Source organism: Pseudomonas sp. SL4(2022) (assembly GCF_026625725.1).
GTDB lineage: Bacteria > Pseudomonadota > Gammaproteobacteria > Pseudomonadales > Pseudomonadaceae > Aquipseudomonas.
This window is the reverse complement of the sequence record NZ_CP113060.1, coordinates 1557229-1576696: the sequence shown is the minus strand read 5'-3', so window position 1 is coordinate 1576696 and position 19468 is coordinate 1557229. Positions and strand designations below refer to the sequence as shown.

Annotated in this window: 18 protein-coding genes; 14 read left to right on the top strand and 4 right to left on the bottom strand. The window is 55.9% G+C overall.

Annotated features, from left to right (window positions below):
• Window positions 1–234: 234 nt before the first annotated feature.
• The 8 genes from OU997_RS07590 (at window position 235) to OU997_RS07555 (ending at window position 9790) form a co-directional block, all read left to right on the top strand.
• Window positions 235–1308, top strand: a complete 1074-nt coding sequence (locus OU997_RS07590) for a hypothetical protein (RefSeq protein ID WP_146180716.1) — start codon at window positions 235–237, stop codon at window positions 1306–1308.
• Window positions 1305–2231, top strand: coding sequence for an NAD-dependent epimerase/dehydratase family protein (locus OU997_RS07585; RefSeq protein ID WP_108487257.1), 927 nt, complete (start codon window positions 1305–1307; stop codon window positions 2229–2231). The genes OU997_RS07590 and OU997_RS07585 overlap by 4 nt, the downstream gene beginning before the upstream one ends.
• Window positions 2228–3586: a hypothetical protein gene (locus tag OU997_RS07580; RefSeq protein ID WP_146180715.1), complete on the top strand. Its 1359-nt coding sequence runs from the start codon at window positions 2228–2230 to the stop codon at window positions 3584–3586. The genes OU997_RS07585 and OU997_RS07580 overlap by 4 nt, the downstream gene beginning before the upstream one ends.
• Window positions 3587–3620: 34 nt before the next feature.
• Window positions 3621–5462, top strand: coding sequence for an asparagine synthase (glutamine-hydrolyzing) (gene asnB, locus OU997_RS07575; protein WP_267809551.1), 1842 nt, complete (start codon window positions 3621–3623; stop codon window positions 5460–5462).
• A 139-nt stretch (window positions 5463–5601) separates the two neighbouring features.
• The gene (locus tag OU997_RS07570) at window positions 5602–6456 is read left to right on the top strand and encodes a class I SAM-dependent methyltransferase (RefSeq protein ID WP_256583085.1); all 855 of its coding nucleotides are present in this window, start codon (window positions 5602–5604) and stop codon (window positions 6454–6456) included.
• Window positions 6453–7721, top strand: coding sequence for a hypothetical protein (locus OU997_RS07565; protein WP_108487253.1), 1269 nt, complete (start codon window positions 6453–6455; stop codon window positions 7719–7721). Before OU997_RS07570 ends, OU997_RS07565 begins: the two co-directional genes overlap by 4 nt.
• Before the next feature lies 1 nt (window position 7722).
• The gene (locus tag OU997_RS07560) at window positions 7723–8487 is read left to right on the top strand and encodes a WecB/TagA/CpsF family glycosyltransferase (RefSeq protein ID WP_267809550.1); all 765 of its coding nucleotides are present in this window, start codon (window positions 7723–7725) and stop codon (window positions 8485–8487) included.
• Between the two features lie 70 nt (window positions 8488–8557).
• Window positions 8558–9790 (top strand): O-antigen ligase family protein, encoded by a 1233-nt coding sequence (locus OU997_RS07555; RefSeq protein ID WP_267809549.1) that lies wholly within the window; start codon window positions 8558–8560, stop codon window positions 9788–9790.
• Between the two features lie 190 nt (window positions 9791–9980).
• Here OU997_RS07555 and OU997_RS07550 read toward each other — a convergent pair whose 3' ends face one another.
• The gene (locus OU997_RS07550; protein WP_267809548.1) at window positions 9981–11447 is read right to left on the bottom strand and encodes a mannose-1-phosphate guanylyltransferase/mannose-6-phosphate isomerase; all 1467 of its coding nucleotides are present in this window, start codon (window positions 11445–11447) and stop codon (window positions 9981–9983) included.
• Window positions 11448–11828: 381 nt separating this feature from the next.
• Here OU997_RS07550 and OU997_RS07545 point away from each other — a divergent pair, with 381 nt between their 5' ends.
• Genes OU997_RS07545 through OU997_RS07530 form a run of 4 tightly spaced genes read left to right on the top strand, consistent with a single transcriptional unit; the run spans window position 11829 to window position 14326 of the window.
• On the top strand, window positions 11829–12113 hold the full coding sequence (locus OU997_RS07545; protein ID WP_267809547.1) for a PqqD family protein: 285 nt from the start codon (window positions 11829–11831) through the stop codon (window positions 12111–12113).
• Window positions 12110–12544: a lasso peptide biosynthesis B2 protein gene (locus OU997_RS07540; RefSeq protein WP_267809546.1), complete on the top strand. Its 435-nt coding sequence runs from the start codon at window positions 12110–12112 to the stop codon at window positions 12542–12544. The genes OU997_RS07545 and OU997_RS07540 overlap by 4 nt, the downstream gene beginning before the upstream one ends.
• On the top strand, window positions 12537–13490 hold the full coding sequence (locus OU997_RS07535; RefSeq protein WP_108487247.1) for a hypothetical protein: 954 nt from the start codon (window positions 12537–12539) through the stop codon (window positions 13488–13490). Before OU997_RS07540 ends, OU997_RS07535 begins: the two co-directional genes overlap by 8 nt.
• On the top strand, window positions 13487–14326 hold the full coding sequence (locus tag OU997_RS07530; RefSeq protein WP_108487246.1) for a sulfotransferase domain-containing protein: 840 nt from the start codon (window positions 13487–13489) through the stop codon (window positions 14324–14326). Before OU997_RS07535 ends, OU997_RS07530 begins: the two co-directional genes overlap by 4 nt.
• Here the strand turns inward: OU997_RS07530 and OU997_RS07525 are convergent.
• The 3 genes from OU997_RS07525 to OU997_RS07515 form a co-directional block, all read right to left on the bottom strand.
• Window positions 14323–16248, bottom strand: coding sequence for an asparagine synthase-related protein (locus OU997_RS07525; RefSeq protein WP_267809545.1), 1926 nt, complete (start codon window positions 16246–16248; stop codon window positions 14323–14325). The genes OU997_RS07530 and OU997_RS07525 overlap by 4 nt on opposite strands.
• Before the next feature lie 30 nt (window positions 16249–16278).
• Window positions 16279–16452, bottom strand: coding sequence for a hypothetical protein (locus tag OU997_RS07520; RefSeq protein ID WP_267809544.1), 174 nt, complete (start codon window positions 16450–16452; stop codon window positions 16279–16281).
• Between the two features lie 64 nt (window positions 16453–16516).
• On the bottom strand, window positions 16517–17275 hold the full coding sequence (locus OU997_RS07515; protein ID WP_267809543.1) for a hypothetical protein: 759 nt from the start codon (window positions 17273–17275) through the stop codon (window positions 16517–16519).
• A 67-nt stretch (window positions 17276–17342) separates the two neighbouring features.
• On the opposite strand from OU997_RS07515, the gene OU997_RS07510 reads away from it, so the two are divergent.
• Together OU997_RS07510 and OU997_RS07505 are read left to right on the top strand one after the other, a co-directional pair.
• Window positions 17343–18092, top strand: a complete 750-nt coding sequence (locus tag OU997_RS07510; protein WP_267809542.1) for a class I SAM-dependent methyltransferase — start codon at window positions 17343–17345, stop codon at window positions 18090–18092.
• Window positions 18093–18464: 372 nt separating this feature from the next.
• The gene (locus OU997_RS07505) at window positions 18465–19424 is read left to right on the top strand and encodes a class I SAM-dependent methyltransferase (RefSeq protein ID WP_267809541.1); all 960 of its coding nucleotides are present in this window, start codon (window positions 18465–18467) and stop codon (window positions 19422–19424) included.
• The last annotated feature ends 44 nt before the right edge of the window (window positions 19425–19468 follow it).

Sequence of the window (19468 nt, the reverse complement as noted above, 5' to 3'; positions counted from 1 at the left end):
CTGGTCGCTATGGCACATTCACCTGCTTTTACCGCCCCCGAGTTGCCTACCGGCAATCAGCAGGGGGTGGGTTAATCAGGTCAAATCATGCACACGCCCACACCCACCTCCTCCAGGCCCGCTGACGAAGTCTTTCTGGGTGAGTTGCTGCTTCGCTTACTGACGTTTTATCAACGCTATGGCCGGCTGCTGTTTATTGCCGCGCTCCTGGCTGGCCTGAGTGCCGCCAGCTGGGTGGCCAATCGACCGCTGTATACCGTCACGGCCCTGCTTGAGGTCCCGGAGATCACCCTGGAAGAGTTGCGCCAGGTGCAACCGTTTTTGTGGGATCAACGCTGGGTGGCTCGGTCATTCAGCAACCCCGATGCAGCGGCTGGCGATAGCACTGGGCACTTGCACCAGCGCGCACTCAAACCGGAATACTGGCGCGGTGCGCTTCACTATCGTGCGGCGCTCAATCGAGATGATGTGAGGGATATTCCGGCCGAACAATTCCAGAAGAGCGGTGGTCTGGGCCTGGAGTTTACCTTGCGCGTGAGCAGTGAAGAGCAAGCCAGCACGACACTGGATGCATTGACGAAGCATGTGCGTGGCGCGTTCTTGGCAAACAGCTTGATCGATCTAACGCGCAAAAGCCAAGCGGAGTTGACTGAACGCCCGCAGCTCAATCTGGATATCCTGAAAGCCGATTTTGAGATTGAACAGAACCACAGACGCATTGCCGACATGCAAGCTGTACTGGAGCGCTATCCTCAGTTGCGTTCGCTTGAAACGGTTACGCTGTTTTCGGTCAGCGATGGCGGCGGCAAATACCTGTCTCCTTTACCGCAAATCGTAGCTCTGGAAACAACGGTTTCCGAATTGCAGGCCAAGGCACGTTTGAGCCGCCATGAGCTCGACCGCTTGGACGCGATTGCTCAACTGATGGCCGATATGGACTGGGCGATTCGCCATGCCTCAGCCGGTAGCGATCTTCTTGATCAGCTCAGCAAGAACCGCGAGCAACTGCTCAGCGTTCAGACACCACCGTCTGCAGCCGTGCGAGAAGCCCTGGAAAGGGTGGACTTGAAACTCAACCATATTGTCTCCCGGCATCAGGCGATTGGTCTCAAGACGCGTTCAGCGGTTTCCGCTTCGCCTGTTGCTGCGCGCAATCCGCTGATTGTCGGGCTGGCGAGTTTCGCCGTCACGCTGATCGGTCTTTCAGTACTGCTTGCGATCCACGTTCTGCTGCGAAAAGACCGCCCTGTGCTGCCCTGGCTGCCGCACAGACTGCGGCGTTGGCTGATTGTGGAGGTGGCGACATGATGCGCTTATTGGTGACCGGTGGCGCAGGCATGATAGGCCGTCGAGTCACGCAACAATGGCGTCAGGCCGGGGGGCACGTCGCCGTGCTGGATAATCTGTCCAGTGGCTTGCCTATGCCCGAGGCTACGTTGGCGGTGCCTGGCGATATAGGTGATGAGGCACTGCTCGCTGAGGTTCTCGCTGCATTTCGCCCCGATGCCATCCTGCATCTGGCGGCGGTGCATCACATTCCCACCTGCGAGAACCAGCGCGCATACTGCCTTGACGTCAATGTGCTGGGTACCGAACGTGTGCTCAAGGCTGCTGAAGAGGCTGATGTCCAGCGAGTCGTGATCGCCTCGAGCGGTGCCGTCTATGCGTGGCAGGACGGTCCATTGACCGAGCACTCGAGCCCTCTGGCTCCGGCCGACAACTATTCGCTGTCCAAGTACTGCAACGAACAGCAATTGCAATTCTGGAGTAGCCGTGGCCAGCGTATGGGTCGCGCAGCCCGGATCTTCAATACAGTTGCTCACGACGACCCCAATGCACACCTGATCCCGGACGTGCTCAAACAGCTTCGTCAGTCCTCGGATGGTTGCATCCACCTGGGGAATCTGACCCCCAGGCGTGATTACCTGCATGCCGACGATATTGCCCGTGGCTTGATTGCCATGCTGCACGACAGCCGTACCGATGTAGCATTTGACGCCATCAACCTCTGCTCAGGCGTTGAACACTCCGTCGAGCAGTTGGTGCAACAGCTTGGGCAGCTTGTCGGGGTGCAAGTCAACGTAGCAGTCGATCAGGCACGCAAGCGGCGCGTCGACCGCCCCAGCCAGTTGGGCAACCCTGGCCGGGCGCGTGAACTGCTCGGATGGCAGCCGCGTTATCCATTCAGCGAAGCCCTGCAGCGTGTGGTTTTTCCGGATCGCGTGCAGTGAATCCAGGTGTTCCCGAGCGCGTCAGTGACAGCTGGCCGTCAACACGGATCAGCCAATCGTTGCTCCTGGCGGCATCGACTTACGGCGTAGGGCAATTAGCCAATCTGGTGTTCCAGTTGTTTCTGCTCAGACTGCTCGGTACGGCGGAGTACGGCGTCGTGGGGCTGGCTCATCTGCTGCTGATGACACTGATATTTGTCGCTGATCTGGGTTACGCCTCGCTCTTCCTGCGTGAGCCCAGGCAGGCTCCCGAATGGCCGCGACTCTGGCGTTGCGGCCTGGGCCATAAACTGATCGCCACACTCTTGTTGCTGGTGCTGGGTATCGGCGGCTGGTTGCTCTTGGCGAGCAAAGGCAGCAGCCAAAGCTATCTATTAAGTGCGGCGCCCGCCTGCCTGTTTGCCTTGTTCAATTTCTCATCTCCGACAATTGCGGGAGGGCAGCGTCTGGTGGGGCTGCTGCTGGGACAGATTGCCTGGCCTGCCGCGTTGCTCTGCTGGTGGTTGTTGCACCGTACGTTGTCGCTGGATGTGGCAATCACTGCGGGGCTAGCGGTCAGTCTTGGCTATCTGCTGCAGGCGCTCATAAATGTTCTCTACAGCCGGCAGGCCATCCTGTGGCTGCCAATGCGGGGCGTAGGCAATATAACCGCTGCCATGCACCTCTCAACCATGGCAGTTTGCGGAACACTGCATGATCGTCTGACTGCCTTCCTGCTGGCGCCATTGGCACCCAGCTATTTGCCATTCTATTTGTTGCTCAACCACGTCATCAGCGGATTGGCGGGCATACAAGCACAGCTCGGGCGCCTACTTCTCGCTGAAGCAGAGAGTCAGCAAGGCCGTCTTAAAATTGTGTCGAGCGCTTCTGTGCTGACCTGGGCAACAGCCGCTGTGTTGGTCGTCGGGTTGCTGCTTCAAGACGTCGTTCCGGCCCCGGAGTATCGCTACTGGTTGGGGCTGTCAGCCATCGTTGTATTGATCTGGAGCCTTTCAGCGGCTAGCGGCTTTCTCGTGTTGTTATTGATCAGCGCCCGTTTGGAACGACAGTTTATGAGACCATTTCTGGTCACGCTGGCAGTCAGCGCAGTGCTGCAGGTCGCCGTGAGTTGCACGGGAGAGGGCGCTTACCTGTTATGGGCACGTGTGCTTGGAGGGTTCCTGGCGATGGCTGCCCTGCTCTGTGTTATCAAGCTTCGGCTCAGTCAGGGCGGCGCAATAGCACTGATGGTGTCACTGATCGCCTGCGCCGCCGGTACGACCTCCTGGTATTTGCTGACGGCAGCCGTACTGGCGCTGCCGCTGCTTGGCGGGCTTTATAGACTGCCGCCCTGTTACCTCATAACGCCTCGTTGAGTGGCACATTCATGAACACGCTTGAGCAACCGACATGTGCGGCCTGATTGCAGTACGCGCCTTTGGCGTATCAGACAACCTGCAACGACGCGCCCAGCATGCACTGAATACATTGGCGCGGCGCGGCCCTGATGCAGAAGCGCTGCATCAGGTCGAGCAGGCACCTTTGACCGTGCTCGGCCATTGTCGCCTGGCCATTCTTGATACCAGTCGTGCCGCACAACAACCCATGCGCTGCCCGCTGACCGGCACAACATTGGTTTTTAACGGGGCTATTTATAACTTTGTTGAACTGCGTAACGAGTTGCGTGAGCTTGGCTGCGTCTTCGTGACAGATGGCGATACAGAAGTACTGCTGCACGGTTGGCGCATCTGGGGCGAGGCGGTTTTCTCACGCTGCAATGGCATGTGGGCAGTGGTGCTGTGGGATTCGTCCAGCGGAGATCTGGTGTATTGCCGTGATCGGCTCGGGGTAAAGCCGCTGTACCTGCATCACGACGGCCGCGAGGCGACGCTGGCCAGCGAGATCAGTGCCATTGCGGTTATGCGCGGCGGATATCCAGCGCCTAATCCTGAAAAGCTCTTCGACTTCTTGGTCACCGGGTTTTCCGAACAGGGAACGGCCACCTTCTTCAAGGGTATTCACGCGATACCGCCCGGCATGGTTTGCCGCATGAGCCGTACCGGGCATTTCAGCGCCCGGCCTTATCACCAATGGCCTGAGCCAGGCAGCATGGCACCGCTGTCTGCGGCTGAGTTGCGGCCGCTGCTGGAAGATGCCATTCGTCTGCGTTTGCGTGCGGATGTGCCAGTGGCCAGTTTGTTGTCAGGCGGATTGGACAGCGCCATCATCACCCGTGTGGCCCTGAATGCCAGCCAGCAGCCTCGGCAAGCCCTCACGGGCGCCTTCACGTATGGGTACTGCGAGGCAGAGCAAGCGCCGTTTGATGAAACCGCCCGCGCAGCAGCACTGATGCAGTCGAGTGGCCATGCCGACCTGCACCGTATCGTGCGGTATTCTCCTATCCCGTCAGCCGATGAATTGATGGCGCTGGTCGGGGTACAGGGTGAGCCTTTCGCCACCCCATCGGCATTGGCCAGTTTCAGAACCTACAGGGCGATTCGCGAACAGGGTTACAAAGTAGTGCTTTCCGGGGAAGGCGCGGATGAACTGTTTGGTGGCTATCCCGCGCGTTACCTGTCCGTGGCCGCGCGTGATGCTCTGAAGTCGGGACGCCTTGTCGGGTTGGTGAACATGCTCAGGCATCGGGCATTTCCTCCGGGGCTTCTGCTTAATCGTCTGGTATGGGAGCTACCACGTGCGCCGCTGAGCACCTTGCTGCGTCGGCACAGGCCCAGTGCAGACCTGATGAGCGATGATCTCTGGGACTCACAGCGGCACCGCCTCGCGGCGATACAGAATGGCATGCGCAGCAGCCTGGAAGACCTCTTGCGTCAGGACCAGCTGAATAACCTGCTGCCCATGGTGCTGCGCATTGCTGACCGTAATAGCATGAGCGCTGGGGTCGAGCTGCGCAGTCCCTTCATGGATCATCGGCTGGTCGAGCGCGCCCTCAGTACACCAGCCTTGATGCGTGTCAGTGAGCGTCATTCGAAAACACTATTGCGCACAGCTTTCAGAGGACTGTTACCGGCGTCAATCACCGACACACCCAAAAATACCGGGTTTGGCCATGCCGAGCAGTTTCTCGTCAGCCGACTGCCCTGGCAGGAGTTGTTGAACGATATGCCCAGTGCACTCCGTGCATTTCTCAATACCGACAAACTGCGCAGCCGCCTGGCGACCGATAATCAGCACAGCACCCTGTGGCTCGCGCTGTCGGTGGCGCTCTGGTACCGGAAGTTTTATGGCTGACCGCAGGCATGATTGGGGCCTGGCAGCCGATACCGGGCAGTGCCGGATGTGCGGCAGCACGCACGCTCAACGGCACTTCTGGCCTGAGCCCTATGCACATTCGCAGCAGACTCTGCGGCGTTGCGGGTATTGTGCAGCCGTGTATCTGAGCCCCGGCTTCAGCGAAGCCGGCCTTGCACGTTTTTATGCCGGTGCATATCGGCGTCTGTTTCCTGCTGAGGTCCCCTGGAACAGCACCGAGCGTTTCTTTGCATGGCGCGGCGATCGTGAGACCGCCCAGCTGCGTGTGTCGCTGCTCGCCCCCAAGTTGCATCAAAGCGCTCATGTATTTGAAATGGGCTCAGGGTTTGGCGCATTTCTCGGCCAGGCCGCCGCCGTACGCCCCGACCTGCATTTAAGCGCGAGCGAGCCAGACAAGACACAACGCGAAGCCCTGTTGGAAGGCGCGACCGTGGACTTTGTCGGCAGTCTCCGTGACCTGATGCCGGCCAGCCAAGACGCCGTTGTGGCCTTTCATGTACTGGAACACCTGATCGACCCGCGCGGGTTTCTGGAGGACGCTGCTCAGCGATTACGCCCCGGTGGATATGTGTGGATCGAAGTGCCGGATCTGATGAGTGACTGGCATACGCGCTTGTTTGTGCACCCTGCACACCTGACGTATTTCTGTGCAGACTCTCTCCGGCGCCTTGCCGAAGCTGCCGGCTTCTCGGTGATCCATTGTGGTGTCAACCCACTCAGCAGCTTGCCGGGCACGCTATGGCTGGAAGCGCAACGGCCAGCACAACGCGTACCGCAGCCTATACAGCCGGCACAGGCCGCTTCTGTGGCGGCCATTGATGAATGGATCGGCCGAGTGGCGTGGGGCTGGAAAGATCGTCTCAAGGCGATCCTGAAGAGGCTTGCCCTGCAGCTTCTCGGTGCTGGCCTGGTGGGCGAGTTACAGCGCTGGCGACAGTATCGCGCGCGCTTGAAGCAGGCTGCACGGCAATGAGGTTCGCCCTACTCGCAGTACTGGTCCTGTGGATTCACCTGGGTGACTTGGCCACCGCCTGGCTGTACGACGGTGGTGCATCGCCAGCAGCCGGCCTGCTGCGTTATGTGCGTGACGCCGTGATCGTTCTGATGGCAGGGTGTTGTTTGATCAGCGTGCGCATGCCGTTGCGTCTCTTGTTGCCGATATTGATATACAGCAGCCTGGCCCTGGTTTACCTGCTGATAAACAGAGGTCAGACCCCGCTTGGCATTCTGATCGGCTCGTACGGCACGCTGATGATTCCAGTGCTGCTGTTCCTGACAGGGTTCTATTGCGTGTTACAGCCGGCGCAACTGCGCAGGCTCGCCGCGTTGTTGGTGTTGCTGGGACTCGCCAGCATGCTCTTCGGAGCATGGGAGCTGCGCCACACCCGCTTCTGGATCGATACCATCCACTTTCCACGCTACATACTGAACGTGAAAGGCGTGCTGTTGGGGGCCAACCCGGAGAGCGGACTACCCTGGAATTTCTATGGGGGTGTCGAAAGGGAGCGCCGCGCGGCCGGCCTGTTAGCTTCGCCACTGGCGCAGGGTATGTTCCTCGCGGTTGCCGCGATGATATCTGTGGCCTGGCTGGAGCGGCGAGCGCGCTTCATGGGACTCCTACTGTGCGCCCTGCTGTTTGTTGGCATATGGATGTCCGGTACACGGGGCGCCATGTTGGCGGCCAGTCTGGCGCTGATTGGTTACCTGGCAACGGGCACATCGCTGTTTCATTCACCTTTAGCTCGCATAGTCATGGCTGTCGGTGCCTGTATCGCCATCGCTGTAGCGGCCAAGAAAATCGTCTACACCAGTGTCAATTTTCTCGACGGTTCAACAATCGGACACTGGTTTGCGCTCCAAAAAAATATTATTGACCTGCCCCAGGTCATGGTGATTGGTGCAGGGATCGGACAACAGGGCGCAGTGGCCGCTCAGAATAGCCAAGTGCTGATTGGTGGCGGTGAGGGCGCCATTTTCAGCATCGCCTATCAACTTGGCGTGCCCGCCGCGCTGATATTCCTGTGGTTTTACGCCAATGTTTCCCATGCTCTGTGGCACAACTACCGTCGCCATGGTGACCCTTTGTCGCTGGCTGCTTTCTGGTTGTCACTCGGCATCGCCACCACGCTTGTCAGTTCTGAGCATGTGCTCTCGGTATCTGGCACTGCTGCCTTCTGGCTATTGAGCGGTGCGGCATTGCGCAATACCTCCAGACCCACTCTTGCTCTCGTACCCTGACATGAACCAGACGTCCTCTAATACGCGTATCGACTTTCTGGGCTGCCCCCTGGATCTGCTCGCAGAACAGGCACTCATTGAAGACGCGACGCGAGCCTTGAACGGTGGCGTCCGACTCCGTCTGGAAGGCCTGAATGTTGCCAAGCTGATAGATGCACGCGCGACACCTTTTCTAATGCGCGCCCTGCATGAAGCCGAGCGTATTCATATTGATGGTGCTGGGATTGCCATTGGCCTCAAATGGCTCGACATCCCGGCACCACCGCGCTGTGCAGGGATTGACCTGATGCACAAGCTCTGTGCTCTGGCTGTAAAAACGAATGCCTCGGTCTATCTGTTGGGCGCTCGAACAGGCGTTGTTGAGTCAGCAGCTCAGCGCTTGGTCAGCCAGTATCCGGGTTTACGTATTGTCGGCGTCCGTGACGGCTATTTCAGGGCTGAAGAGGAAGCCGCTGTGGTTGAAGATATACGCGCCAGTGGTGCTGACCTGTTATTTGTCGGGATGAGTTCACCGAAGAAGGAACTGCTGCTGCAACAGTACTGGCCACAGCTCGGTGTCAAGATAGGCATGGGCGTGGGTGGCTCGTTTGATGTTATTTCGGGCGAGCTGAAGCGGGCACCTTACTGGATGCAGCAACTGGGCATGGAATGGTGTTTTCGCCTTTATCAAGAACCTCAACGCTTATTCTGGCGCTACATAAAAACCAATTTTTTTTATATGCTTTTGCTGTTGCACGCGCGCAGCCAAAACTTGATTAATAAATAGCGTTACCTGTATCGCGTACGGTGTGCATGAATATTTATATATATAAAATTAATAAAGACTATCAATAGACATGAGACATGTTTTCCCCGCCCTTTCAGGGGTGCACCGAGAAAAAATATCAGCGATTGCGTGTGTGCTGTTAAGTATTGGTCTTTTCGTACAGCTCGGTGGGTTCTTATTCAATAACGATGGCAGCCAACAGGCCACCCAGGTGCATTTGCTGCTCTTCATACCTGCTCTGGTGTTGTTCATAAATGAGCAGCTGTCGCTAGCGCTTTGGAAACAGCCGTGTGCACTTATATTCCTTGCTCTGGTCATTTGGGTTCTATTGAGGGGGGCGCTTGCAACAGATGCAGAACATCCGGCGGGCTATTGGGCGAAGATCTGTCTATTCATAGTGTTATATGTTTTTTCCGTCACCTATTTGTTGCACTCAAGGCGTCTTTATATGCCCTTGTTGGCTGCAGCATTTTTAGCGGCCGGTTTTGCGTGGATGACTATTTACTATCAGTTTATGGTCTTGGGGAAACCTCTGGATTACGAAACTGTGAGGTACACAGGACGTCTTTTTGAGTTGGGCTGGCAAGGCTTCGCCGATTTTTCTCATCCCATTCCGGCAGGCTTGTACTATGGTTTTTTTGGCATCGTGCTGCTCGGGCTGTTAGTGGAGTATCAGGCGCGCACTTCATATCTTGTACTCACCTTGCTCGGCCTGGCCGGCATACTCATCTATGTATTGTTAACTTTCTCGCGAGGGGCTTGGTTCTCCGCTCTTGCGGCATACCTGACACTTCTTATTCTGTCACCTAGGCCACGCGCTAAGTTATTACTGATCGTCGGCTTTACATCGTTGGTTGGCATGCTGGCGTTATTTTGGCCGGAAGTTCACAACGAGTGGCGCCTTGGAACCAGTCAACGTGGCCTGATTTGGTTGGGTTGGCTCCAGCGTCTCCCCGAATTCTGGCTGCTCGGTAACGGCGCTGGCACCGATATGGTTTTCCGCTACCCATGGGGTGACACCGTCTTTCATGCGCACAGCCTGTATCTGCAACTGTGGTATGAGTATGGTGTGCTGGCTATCGTTTTATTTATAGCCATGTTGTTAAGCCTGTTCCAAAAGGCCTGGAAACTCAGAGAACGTCTTGAGGCCAGAGTTGCTCTTGCCATGCTAGTTCTGGGAATGGTCGCCATGGTCTCGGACGTTCATGCAATATTTCATCGGCCGAGTGTTTACTGGATTATTTTGTGGCTGCCCGTAGGGCTGATAATCGGGCTAAGAAAATCCGAATGCAGCAGCAACTGAATGTATTGCGTAGTGCAGTCTAATCAATGTCTTGAGGGGTGATTTAAACGTATTTAATTGTGGGTGCGCGGAGCTGTCATGTAGTGCCTTAGCAGTTTATTCAGTCTGCCAGGCAGCTGATCAGTACCCCATGGCTGTAAATTTTGACATGCCATTGAGCAGCCGTGCCCACTATATGATCTGCTGCGAACTAATTGTTGTGGGTTTCCACATCCGAGCGCAACAGCGTCTCACGTCCATAGACATCTTCAAGCCGCTCTATATCGTCCTCGCCCAAATAGCTGCCCGACTGCACTTCAATTATCTCCAGCGGAATCTTCCCAGGGTTAGCCAGGCGATGAATGGAAGCAATAGGGATATAGGTCGACTGATTTTCGGTGAGCAGGAATACCCGGTCATCACAGGTAACCTGGGCGGTGCCTGACACGACTATCCAATGTTCGGCACGGTGATGGTGCATCTGTAAGGATAACTGCGCACCCGGTTTGACGATAATTCGCTTCACTTGATGATGCGCACCACTGTCTAAAAGATCGTAGGTTCCCCATGGCCGATAGACTTCACAATGTTGATGGGTTTCATCTCTATTGGCACGATCAAGCCGATCAACAACGCTCTTGACGTCCTGCACTGCTTCTTTATGAGCAACCAGCACGGCGTCTTTGGTTTCCACCACAACCACATCATTCAGGCCAATCAGGCTAACCAATCTGGAACTGCTGTGGACGAAGTTTCTGCAACTGTTGTGAATGGTCACATCACCCTTCAGCACATTGCCATTGCTGTCTTTGGCACGCACATCCCACAGCGAAGACCAGGAGCCAACATCACTCCATCCAGCAGACATCGGCACCACACAAGCGCGTGAGGTTTTCTCCATCACGGCATAGTCGATTGAATTATCCGGGCAGCAGGCGAATGTGTGTGGGTCAACAGTTAAGACATCAGAGCGCAGTTCACTGCGCGCCAGTGTCAGTATGCAGGTGTCATAAATATCCGGATCGTGGCTTTGCAATTCCTCAAGATAGCGGCTGGCACGGAACAGAAACATGCCACTATTCCAGAGATAGTCACCGCTGCTCACATACTCGCAGGCAAGCACGGCATCTGGCTTCTCGACAAACCGATCCACGCGGTAGGTGCCTAAGGGCAATCCACCGCTCGCATCATAGTTGGCCTTGATATACCCGAACCCTGTTTCAGGGGAAACGGCCTGCACGCCAAACAGCACCATTTCGCCAGCCTCGGCTGCTGACACGCCTGCCTCAAGGGCGCTGAGAAAACCCGAGTCATCATCAATTACATGGTCGGCAGGCAGCACCAACATGAGTTCGTCGCGCTCTTGCGCAAGCAGGTGTAGCGCCGCCAAGGCAACAGCGGGTGCCGTATTCCGACCAAACGGCTCAAGCACCAAGCTTTGCGGGGTTGAGCTAATTCGCGCCAGCTGCTCTTTGACCAGGAAACGATGTTCGACGTTACACACCAATAACGGTGATGCCATGCCGTCAATATTGAGGCGCTGCACTGTTTGCTGAAACAGCGACAACTCACCGGTCAGCGCGATGAATTGCTTGGGGCATTGCTTGCGTGAAAGCGGCCAGAGGCGCGAACCACTTCCGCCCGAGAGGATCACCGGAACAACAGCGTTAGCCTTCATTTACCGTCCATATCAATTTGATTGCGCCTCTAAAGGCCAACCATTATCAGCAGATTGTGTCGACGATACGTTGGGTCTGTCTGAGGCTCAAGTTGTGCGTGCCTGGCACGCGTCGGGAAAGCGTCTGTCGGCTGCTTTAGATGCCGGGTGTATCCGGGCTGCGCCCCGTTTTGCTCAGATGGTCCTCGCAGAGTCCTGAGCCATGACCAGTATGGCCATAGTGGATGGCTAATAAGCATTGAGCCAAAACAATCCGATGAGTGCAGGGATAAAGTGGACACCGCTAAGCTGATCGTGTGCTATCTGGCGTCCTAACTTATCGATTATCAGGAGGACTTGCGCTGTGCGACAATTTGGATATTTAAGGGGAGGAGTCGCAAGATGGCTGCGATCACGGGAAGGTCTACCGTCACGAGAGATGCCGGCATTTTGGCTGCGGAGGTAGGTGGAGACTTAGTACTCATGAGTGTGTCCGAATGGCATTACTTTGGTCTCAATTCGGTGGCTACGGATATTTGGAAGCGCCTTGAGCGACCACTTCAAGTGGATGCGCTCTGCCATGCTTTAGCTGTGGATTATCACGCCGATCCCAAGGTCATCCGCAACGACGTTCTGGAGTTACTGCACAAGCTCGCTGACCGGATGCTTATAGAGGTTGCAGCTTGATCATTACGGCTCATCGCCTTCGTGTCGTCGAGGCTGCCCTATTCCTTTCATTCTTACCAATTGCTCAGCTGTTTGTGCCTTGGCGTTATCTGCTGAAACTTGGCGGCGCACGTATCGAGTCACCTCCTGCCCACACGGCTCCAGCTTGTGATCCCACTGCACGATCAGTGGGGTGGGCTGTTAGTGTGGCTGCTCGGCGCTTACCTTGGAGGCCGTTGTGCCTTTCTCAAGCCACAGTTGCCGCTTTGATGTTGCGCCTGCGTGGCCGCCGCTCTGTACTGTGTCTTGGGGTTCGCGACGGAGGAGATGGACTGAGTGCGCATGCCTGGCTATTGATGCGTGGTGAGGGCGGTGGTGTGGTATCCGGCGGTGAAGGCATAGGCAACATCTCTCCTCTGCGCCAACTGACCAAGGAGTCCGGTAATGCATGACGATTATCGGTTGTGTGGCTGGCGAGTCCACAGTGAGATCTCGCTGCCGGACTTGCTGCCATGGACAGGTGATCCGCAGGCGCCGGTAGAACTGCTCATTGAGTTGGGAGCTGTCGAGGCGCACCTGGCAGAGTCTGTTCACGTGGGGCCGATTGTGCAACACAGCATTGACGGGACTTGTCGCTTTGCTATTGACGGGGTGGCGGCTTACCGCATAGCGGCCGATGGTCGTTCGATTCGCATACAGCCTCACCTCCCTGAGGACTTTCCTGCTATTCGAGCTTTCCTGTTCGGCATGGTTTTCGCCATTGCCTGCCAGCGGCGTGGTCTACTTCCCCTGCATGCCTGTTGCGTCAGATTACCCACCCCGCATGGCGATGTCGCGGTGGCATTCAGCGCAGCATCTGGGGCCGGTAAATCCACCCTGGCGTCAGCCTTCATTCGCCGAGGTTATCCAATCCTGGCTGATGATGTGACTTTGGTCTGCGCCGGGGAGCAAGGCACCTTGGCACTGCCGACCTTCCCCCGGATCAAACTATGGGGCGATGCTCTTGAGCGGGAAGAGGTGCGCGGCACATCAAGAGAGCGTGTCCGCCGGGGCATGGACAAGTTCTCTATTGGATTGCAAGCGACAGATTTTTCGGCCGATGAGCCGCTGAAGCTCGCAACCCTTTATCACCTTGAGCGGGTTAATGACGTCCAGCATGTCGGCCAGCAGTGTGTCATGGGGCTCGATGCATCAATTCGTTTCGCGCACGCCCTGTACCAGGCTCCTGCTTTGATGCGCGTGGCGACGGATAAAGCCGCCCACTTTTCGCTGGCAACCCAGCTTGCGGCAGGAGTCGCCGACCATATCCTGCTTCGACAGTTGTCGGGTTTCGAGCACTTGGATGACCTCGTCAGTCGTATTGTTGACGTCCACGCACGCGGGCGTGTGCCGGCATGAGTGGTTTTTATTGGCTGGCGTCCTACCCCAAGTCAGGCAATACCTGGCTGCGCCTGGCGTTGAATAGCTATCGCAACGGTGGTGCAACCCCGGATTTTTCCCAGAGGCTGGACTTTGCCCACGCCGCCAGTAGCCGCCGCCGTTTCGACGACCACCTTGGCGTGGCTTCGTCCGATTTACTGCCGGACGAGATCCTCATGCTACGTCCGCGCTTGTATGAAGAGCTGGCCCTCGCCGCGCGTAATCCTCTTTTCAACAAGGTCCATGATGCCTGGCGGCTGACGCCGGGTCATGAACCCCTGTTCCCGGTAGATGCCACTTTGGGGGCGATTTATGTCGTGCGAGACCCTCGCGATGTAGTGCTCTCGCTCGCAGGGCACATCGGTATCGATGCGGACAGAACGATCGATTTTCTCCTCGACGAAAACGCTACGCTTTGCCATCAGCGCGCCTGGCTGCTGGAGCAGTTACCCCAGTTCTTGGGGAGCTGGTCTCACCATGTCCGCAGCTGGATTGATCTGCCCGCGCCATGGGCTCCATTGTTGTTGCGTTACGAGGATATGTTGATACAGCCTCTGCAAAGCCTGGCTCGTGTTGTCGAGTACGTTGGTTGGACGTTGGATGCAGGACGGCTGGAGCAGGCAATGACAGCGACTCGCTTTGATCGGCTACAGGCGGCTGAAGCCCAGCATGGCTTCAGTGAGCGTCCAGCGCGGGCCAAGCGGTTCTTTCGGGAGGGACGAGCGGGCAGTTGGCGTGAACAACTGACCGATAAACAACGCAGGCGCGTGGAAAACGCTACAGAGGCGATGAGGGCGAGACTGGGTTACGACTAGTTCCGCGTGCCGCCGGACTCTACCCAGTGAAGAAACTGACCAAAGTGCAGTCCTCGGTGAAGTACTGTCAGGTACTCGCGGTGCCAGGGCGTCGAAGGCCAGTGTGCAAGCAGTGCACTCATTCGCTTGAGATCGAGTATCTCTCTGGCCAGGGGAGATCCGTTCAATTGAGCGAGATGCTCGGCCAGCATCGGTCGCATGGCCGTCATCCGATGCATGTACTCTGGGCATTGCAGGCCACGACGGCGGTTGTTTACAACGCTCGCCGGCAGGCGGTCTGCGGTGACGTGACGCGCTAACAGTCGGCTCACACCACCGTTCAGATAGAGGCTGTCGGGCAGCGAAAAGCAGAACTCCAGCAACCGACGATCAGCCATGGGGTCGCGAACTTCGAAGCCATGGAGTGCTCGTACAAGCCCCATAGCTTCAAGGCTAACCTGGCGTTCCTCAAAGCAGCATTGGCGCAGTTCCCAGCTACCCAGCGTAGACATGCGCTCGCGCTTTCTGAATGCGGCCTGGATCTGGGGCCGGTTTCGGGCTGCCGGTGTAACCGAACACTGCTTTTGCCACTCCAACTCTGTTGATTGGCCCAGCAGGTTTCGCATTACACGTTGAATATAACCAGGCAGAAACGGCATCAACGTCGTCCTGAAGATCTGGCGCGCCGTAGAAGCCGACCGACCGGAGCCTTGTGCCAGAGCATTGGCTTCCCGGAGTGCCTGCAACCATCGGCCGCGTCTGATCAGGCCGGGAAGTGTGCCTTGGCCATCCCAAGACAATGTAATGTTACCGAGCCCGCCCGAAAGCAGCACGCGCCCGCCCTGCTGGCGTACATAGTCCCTTGCGGGGCCCATCCATGCGAGGTTCATGACATTACGCCATGGGGTACCCGTGGATTGAAACATGGCTGTCCAGTCTGTATCCCAGCGATGCAGCTCTGGGCCAGGAAAAAAGAGTGGGGTCAGGCTAGGGCTTTGTTCCGCGATGCTCTCCACATACGGGCGTTCGGAGGCATAAAAAGATGGTGAATCGGCGGTAATCGTACCTTCGGCTGGTAGGCTGGTCAGTGTGGTAAGTCTGTTGCCAGGCAGATGTCGCAGCGCCGTTACCGAAACGGCGGAAGAGTCCAATCCTCCGGTGATGGACGAAAAAGCAGGGCCTTCGATTCTCAGGCAATCCCGTACCGCTCGGTTGAACAGTTCGCGCGCGGCCTCAACATAGTCTTCTTCGTGAGGCAGATGCAGTTCTGATTTGCGCTCCGGTGTCCAGTAACAACGTTGAGTCAGGCGGCTTCCGCGCAAGGTAGCGACGGAGCCGGCGGGAAGTGCGGATATGTGTTTGTGAAAGGTGCTATGGGGATCGAGGGGTAAATCAAAAAGGTTTAGGATCAGTCGATCTTCGTCCACGCCCCAAGGAATACCAGGGATTGCCAGTAGGGCAGTGGGAGACGTCGCGAAAGCAAATAAGCCGTTGCTGTGGTGGTAGTAGAGTGGGCGCTGGCCTACGCCGTCCCTCATCAACAGCAGGCATTGCGTCATTGGATTCCAGGCCGCCAGTGCGAAATCGCCCAACAGATGCTCAGCTGCCCGCTCGTCCCAGTGGAGAAGCGCCTCGAAGGCAAGCGCACTGTCTGGCCAGTTATTCGCCGACCTTGGCAGGGCCAATGATTGAATCAGCTCGGGTCGGTTGACCAAATAGCCGTCGAATACCAGCACTAAAGGATGTTCGGCATTGTGCCTTGGTTGCTTGTCCTGGCGGTCCTCGGGAGCTGTAACGCGCATGCGATGTGACAGGTGCACACCCGCGTCCGACCAGTACTGCGGCAACTCCAGCCCTGGAGCGTCCAATGCTTTCGCAAAGCGCTCGGCCAGATCAACCGGCAAAGCACGCCCTATGGCCAATAGGCCGGCGAAGGCGCTCACAGGCTAACTTTCAAAACCGAGCGTCCCAGATCAAGACACGTTGCTGAAACCCAAGGTCCCATCATTTCCGCTCGTAGCGAAGATGGATGCGGTTACGTCGGTGATTGATACCTCGGTGAAGTCCGGCTTTTGCCAGGCCTTGCGCTGGATATTTTGCTCGATTTTTTCGCCGTGGGGGGCTGGACAGTCTGTCATGTCATTCATGCGCTTTGCTCCAGATGAGTATGGTTGATGAGGTTACCGTACTCGCAATTTACGGACAATTGGTTTACTCCGGTGAATAGTTCACTGGCTCTTTATAGAGCGGACGCCCTTGGGTGAAGTTTTTGTAACTGTTGTCGCCCACCTGATAGGCGACCTGCACCCACTTCATCAATGTGACTGCAGCGGAGACCGGCGCCAGGCGCTGAGTTGGGCGCAGGCGCTCCAATAGGGCCGTTTCAACGGTCTTGAGTTCATTGGTGAACGTGAAGTTATTGGATGGGCCGCAATGGATTTCATACGCTGTGCATCCCCGCTTAATAGTGACCTCGACATTCGGTCCCAGCTCTTTGGCCAAGTTGACTCGTTCGCGCACTTGTTTGTAAACGTCTTGGGCTTGTTGCAGGCTGTCGAGATAAAACAGCGTGCGGTAGGGGCCGGCTTGGAACTGCAAGTTCAGACTGGCACCGGCCTTGTAGGCGTACGGTAGGTCATGAGCAATTCGCTCGGAAGCGACCAGTTGCTGCAATGTGGTCGGTCGCACTTGTACTTTGTAGCAGGTGCGACAACCGTCAGGAACAGTCGCTCGTGCATATGCCTGGTAAAAGAGAAACCCCATAAGTTTCCCGCAAGGGAAGGGCGTGCTTACCGGGCCAAATACCCAGTTGTTGGCCGCTAAGTAGGTTCTTGTCAGCGACCAGCTGCCGTCTTCATGCAGGATTATATCGCCTCGAAGCTGGGCTGCCTGGAGATTCTCGGCAATGGTAGTCTTCCCAGGCTTAAAGTTCAGGATGTCGGCGGCGATGGCGGTTTTTTCGTTGTTCATTGTGGGCACTTCCGTGTCGGAGAGTGAGTGCTAGTGTCAAGTTTGTCCGTGCTCAGGTAAAGCGCATATGAATATGCTCTTCAGGCGTTGTATACGTAAGCGATACTCCTTAGTCAGCATGGCGCGCCTTGCCCTACAGATAGTCCTCGGAGGCGAGCATCGCCGCTCGGCGTTGTTACTTTGGCGAGCCCCGCAAGGCTTGTTTCAGCCCTACGGTACCACCCGTGACGCTCGATACTCGTCACGGCTCCAGTGGCTAAGCGAGTTCATTGTCGATGAGCCAGAAACCCGCATTCTGTCCTTCGGCTGCTCGACAGGTGAGGAGGTGTTCAGCCTAGCCCGGTATTTCACCCAGGCGCATATATGTGGTGTGGATATCGAGCCGGGGCGTATCCGTGACTGTTGGAGACGCTGGCGACGTGAGGGGTATCCATCCCGACTGGCATTTAAATGCGCCGCTAATGTGGAGTCTTATCAGCCAGAGTCCTACGAGCTGATCCTTTCTATGGCTGTATTTCGCCATGGCGCCTTGGGGGGCTGCCCGGACCAGTGTTCAGCCTGGCTGAGATTTAGCGATTTCGAGCGAGTTATCATAGATTTTGCTAGGGTATTGCGTCCTGGCGGGCTGTTAGTGATTCGCCACGCCAACTTCCGCTTTGGCGATACGCAGGTTGCTTACTTGTTTGAGTGCCTGCAACGGGAGACTTTCACCGATGAAACAGAGGTCACTCCCATTTACGGTAGGGACGATCATTTACTGCCTGGTGTGAGGGGGGATGATGGTGTTTACCGTAAGAAACCTATGGATTCTGATTAATATTTTTTCACGGTAGAATTAGACGCTAGAATTCTTTGAGTATAGGCCTTTGCAAGGCGTAGTGTTAAATTTTCTGTGCGGTGTATGGCGTAATCATTTTATGTGCTGTGATTTTTTTATTTTATCCGCTTGTGAATGTAAGCAGGCTATAGTGGTTATCGGAAATCGGAGGTTTTCAATGGCTTAAAGTGCTCAGGTAGGCTTTAATAATTCAGGTGGAAGTTTTTTATGTTACGCTTCGGTAAATTAATATGTGGTCATTGCTTTGTGTTTTTTATTTGTTTTTTTAATGTTTGTGAATGTGGTTTAAAAGTAATGGTATGTTGATTTAAAGTGCGCTGATAAAAATCATTTAATATATAGTGGGCATTAATGTCGGTTAGTCAAAATTCCTCTTTGCTGGTTGAGCTCGGCAGGCTGAACCAGAATCTGCTGGAGCTTCCGTGTCCGTCCTGCGGTAAGCGCGACCCCTCTTTCATCTGGCGTCGTGATCGCTATTTTCTTGAAGTCAATCTATCGGCTTGTCGTGGATGCGGCGTGGTTTACCTGGCTCGAGGGCTCAGCGGTGAAGCCCAGACCCGTTTCTATTCACACATTTACCCTCGTTTGATGCGTCAGCCGCCACCCGAAGATGCGCTCTGTCACTACCGCCTGATTGCGGGCTATCGCTACAGCGAAATCAACGCAGTGGTTGGTGAATGCTCTTCTGTGTTGGACGTGGGCTCTGGGTTAGGCTTTTTCCTGGACGCCTGCAGGGCACATGGCTGCGAACAATATGCCGGTATTGAACCTGGTGGGCCTCAGCGCGAGCATGCGGTTCATACCTTGGGATTAGGTGAGGCTATCCAGGACGGGTACCTGGACCAAACGACTCAGCTGCCATTCAAGCCAAAGTTGGTGACCTTATTTCATGTGCTGGAGCATCTGGATGAGCCGGGAAAGGCGCTGGGGTGGATTGCCAAACTGATTGCCCCTGATGGTTGGCTGGTTATAGAGGTGCCCGATATTCTGGCTAATTGGCCGAAACTTGGTTTGTGGCAAATCCATATTTCCCACCGTAGCTACTTCTGTATGGAAACGCTCGAGGCTTTATTGCAGAAAAATGGCTTTAAGGTTCAGCACAGTTGTCGTGAGGCGTATGGAATATACGAGGGTAATCTGCGCGTCTATGCCCGTCTCAGCGAACAGTGTGTATCTGAACACTCAGTTGCACAGCATGCGCTAATCAGCACTAAAGCACATATCAAAAAACAAATTCGACCGTGGAGCCTGCGTAATGGTTATCCTCGAGCCGCTGTGCGTCTTTTACGGTTGGCGTTAAAACGTCATTAATCAATATAAAGACGTGGCGCTTAAATGCTGTACCTAATGGCGTG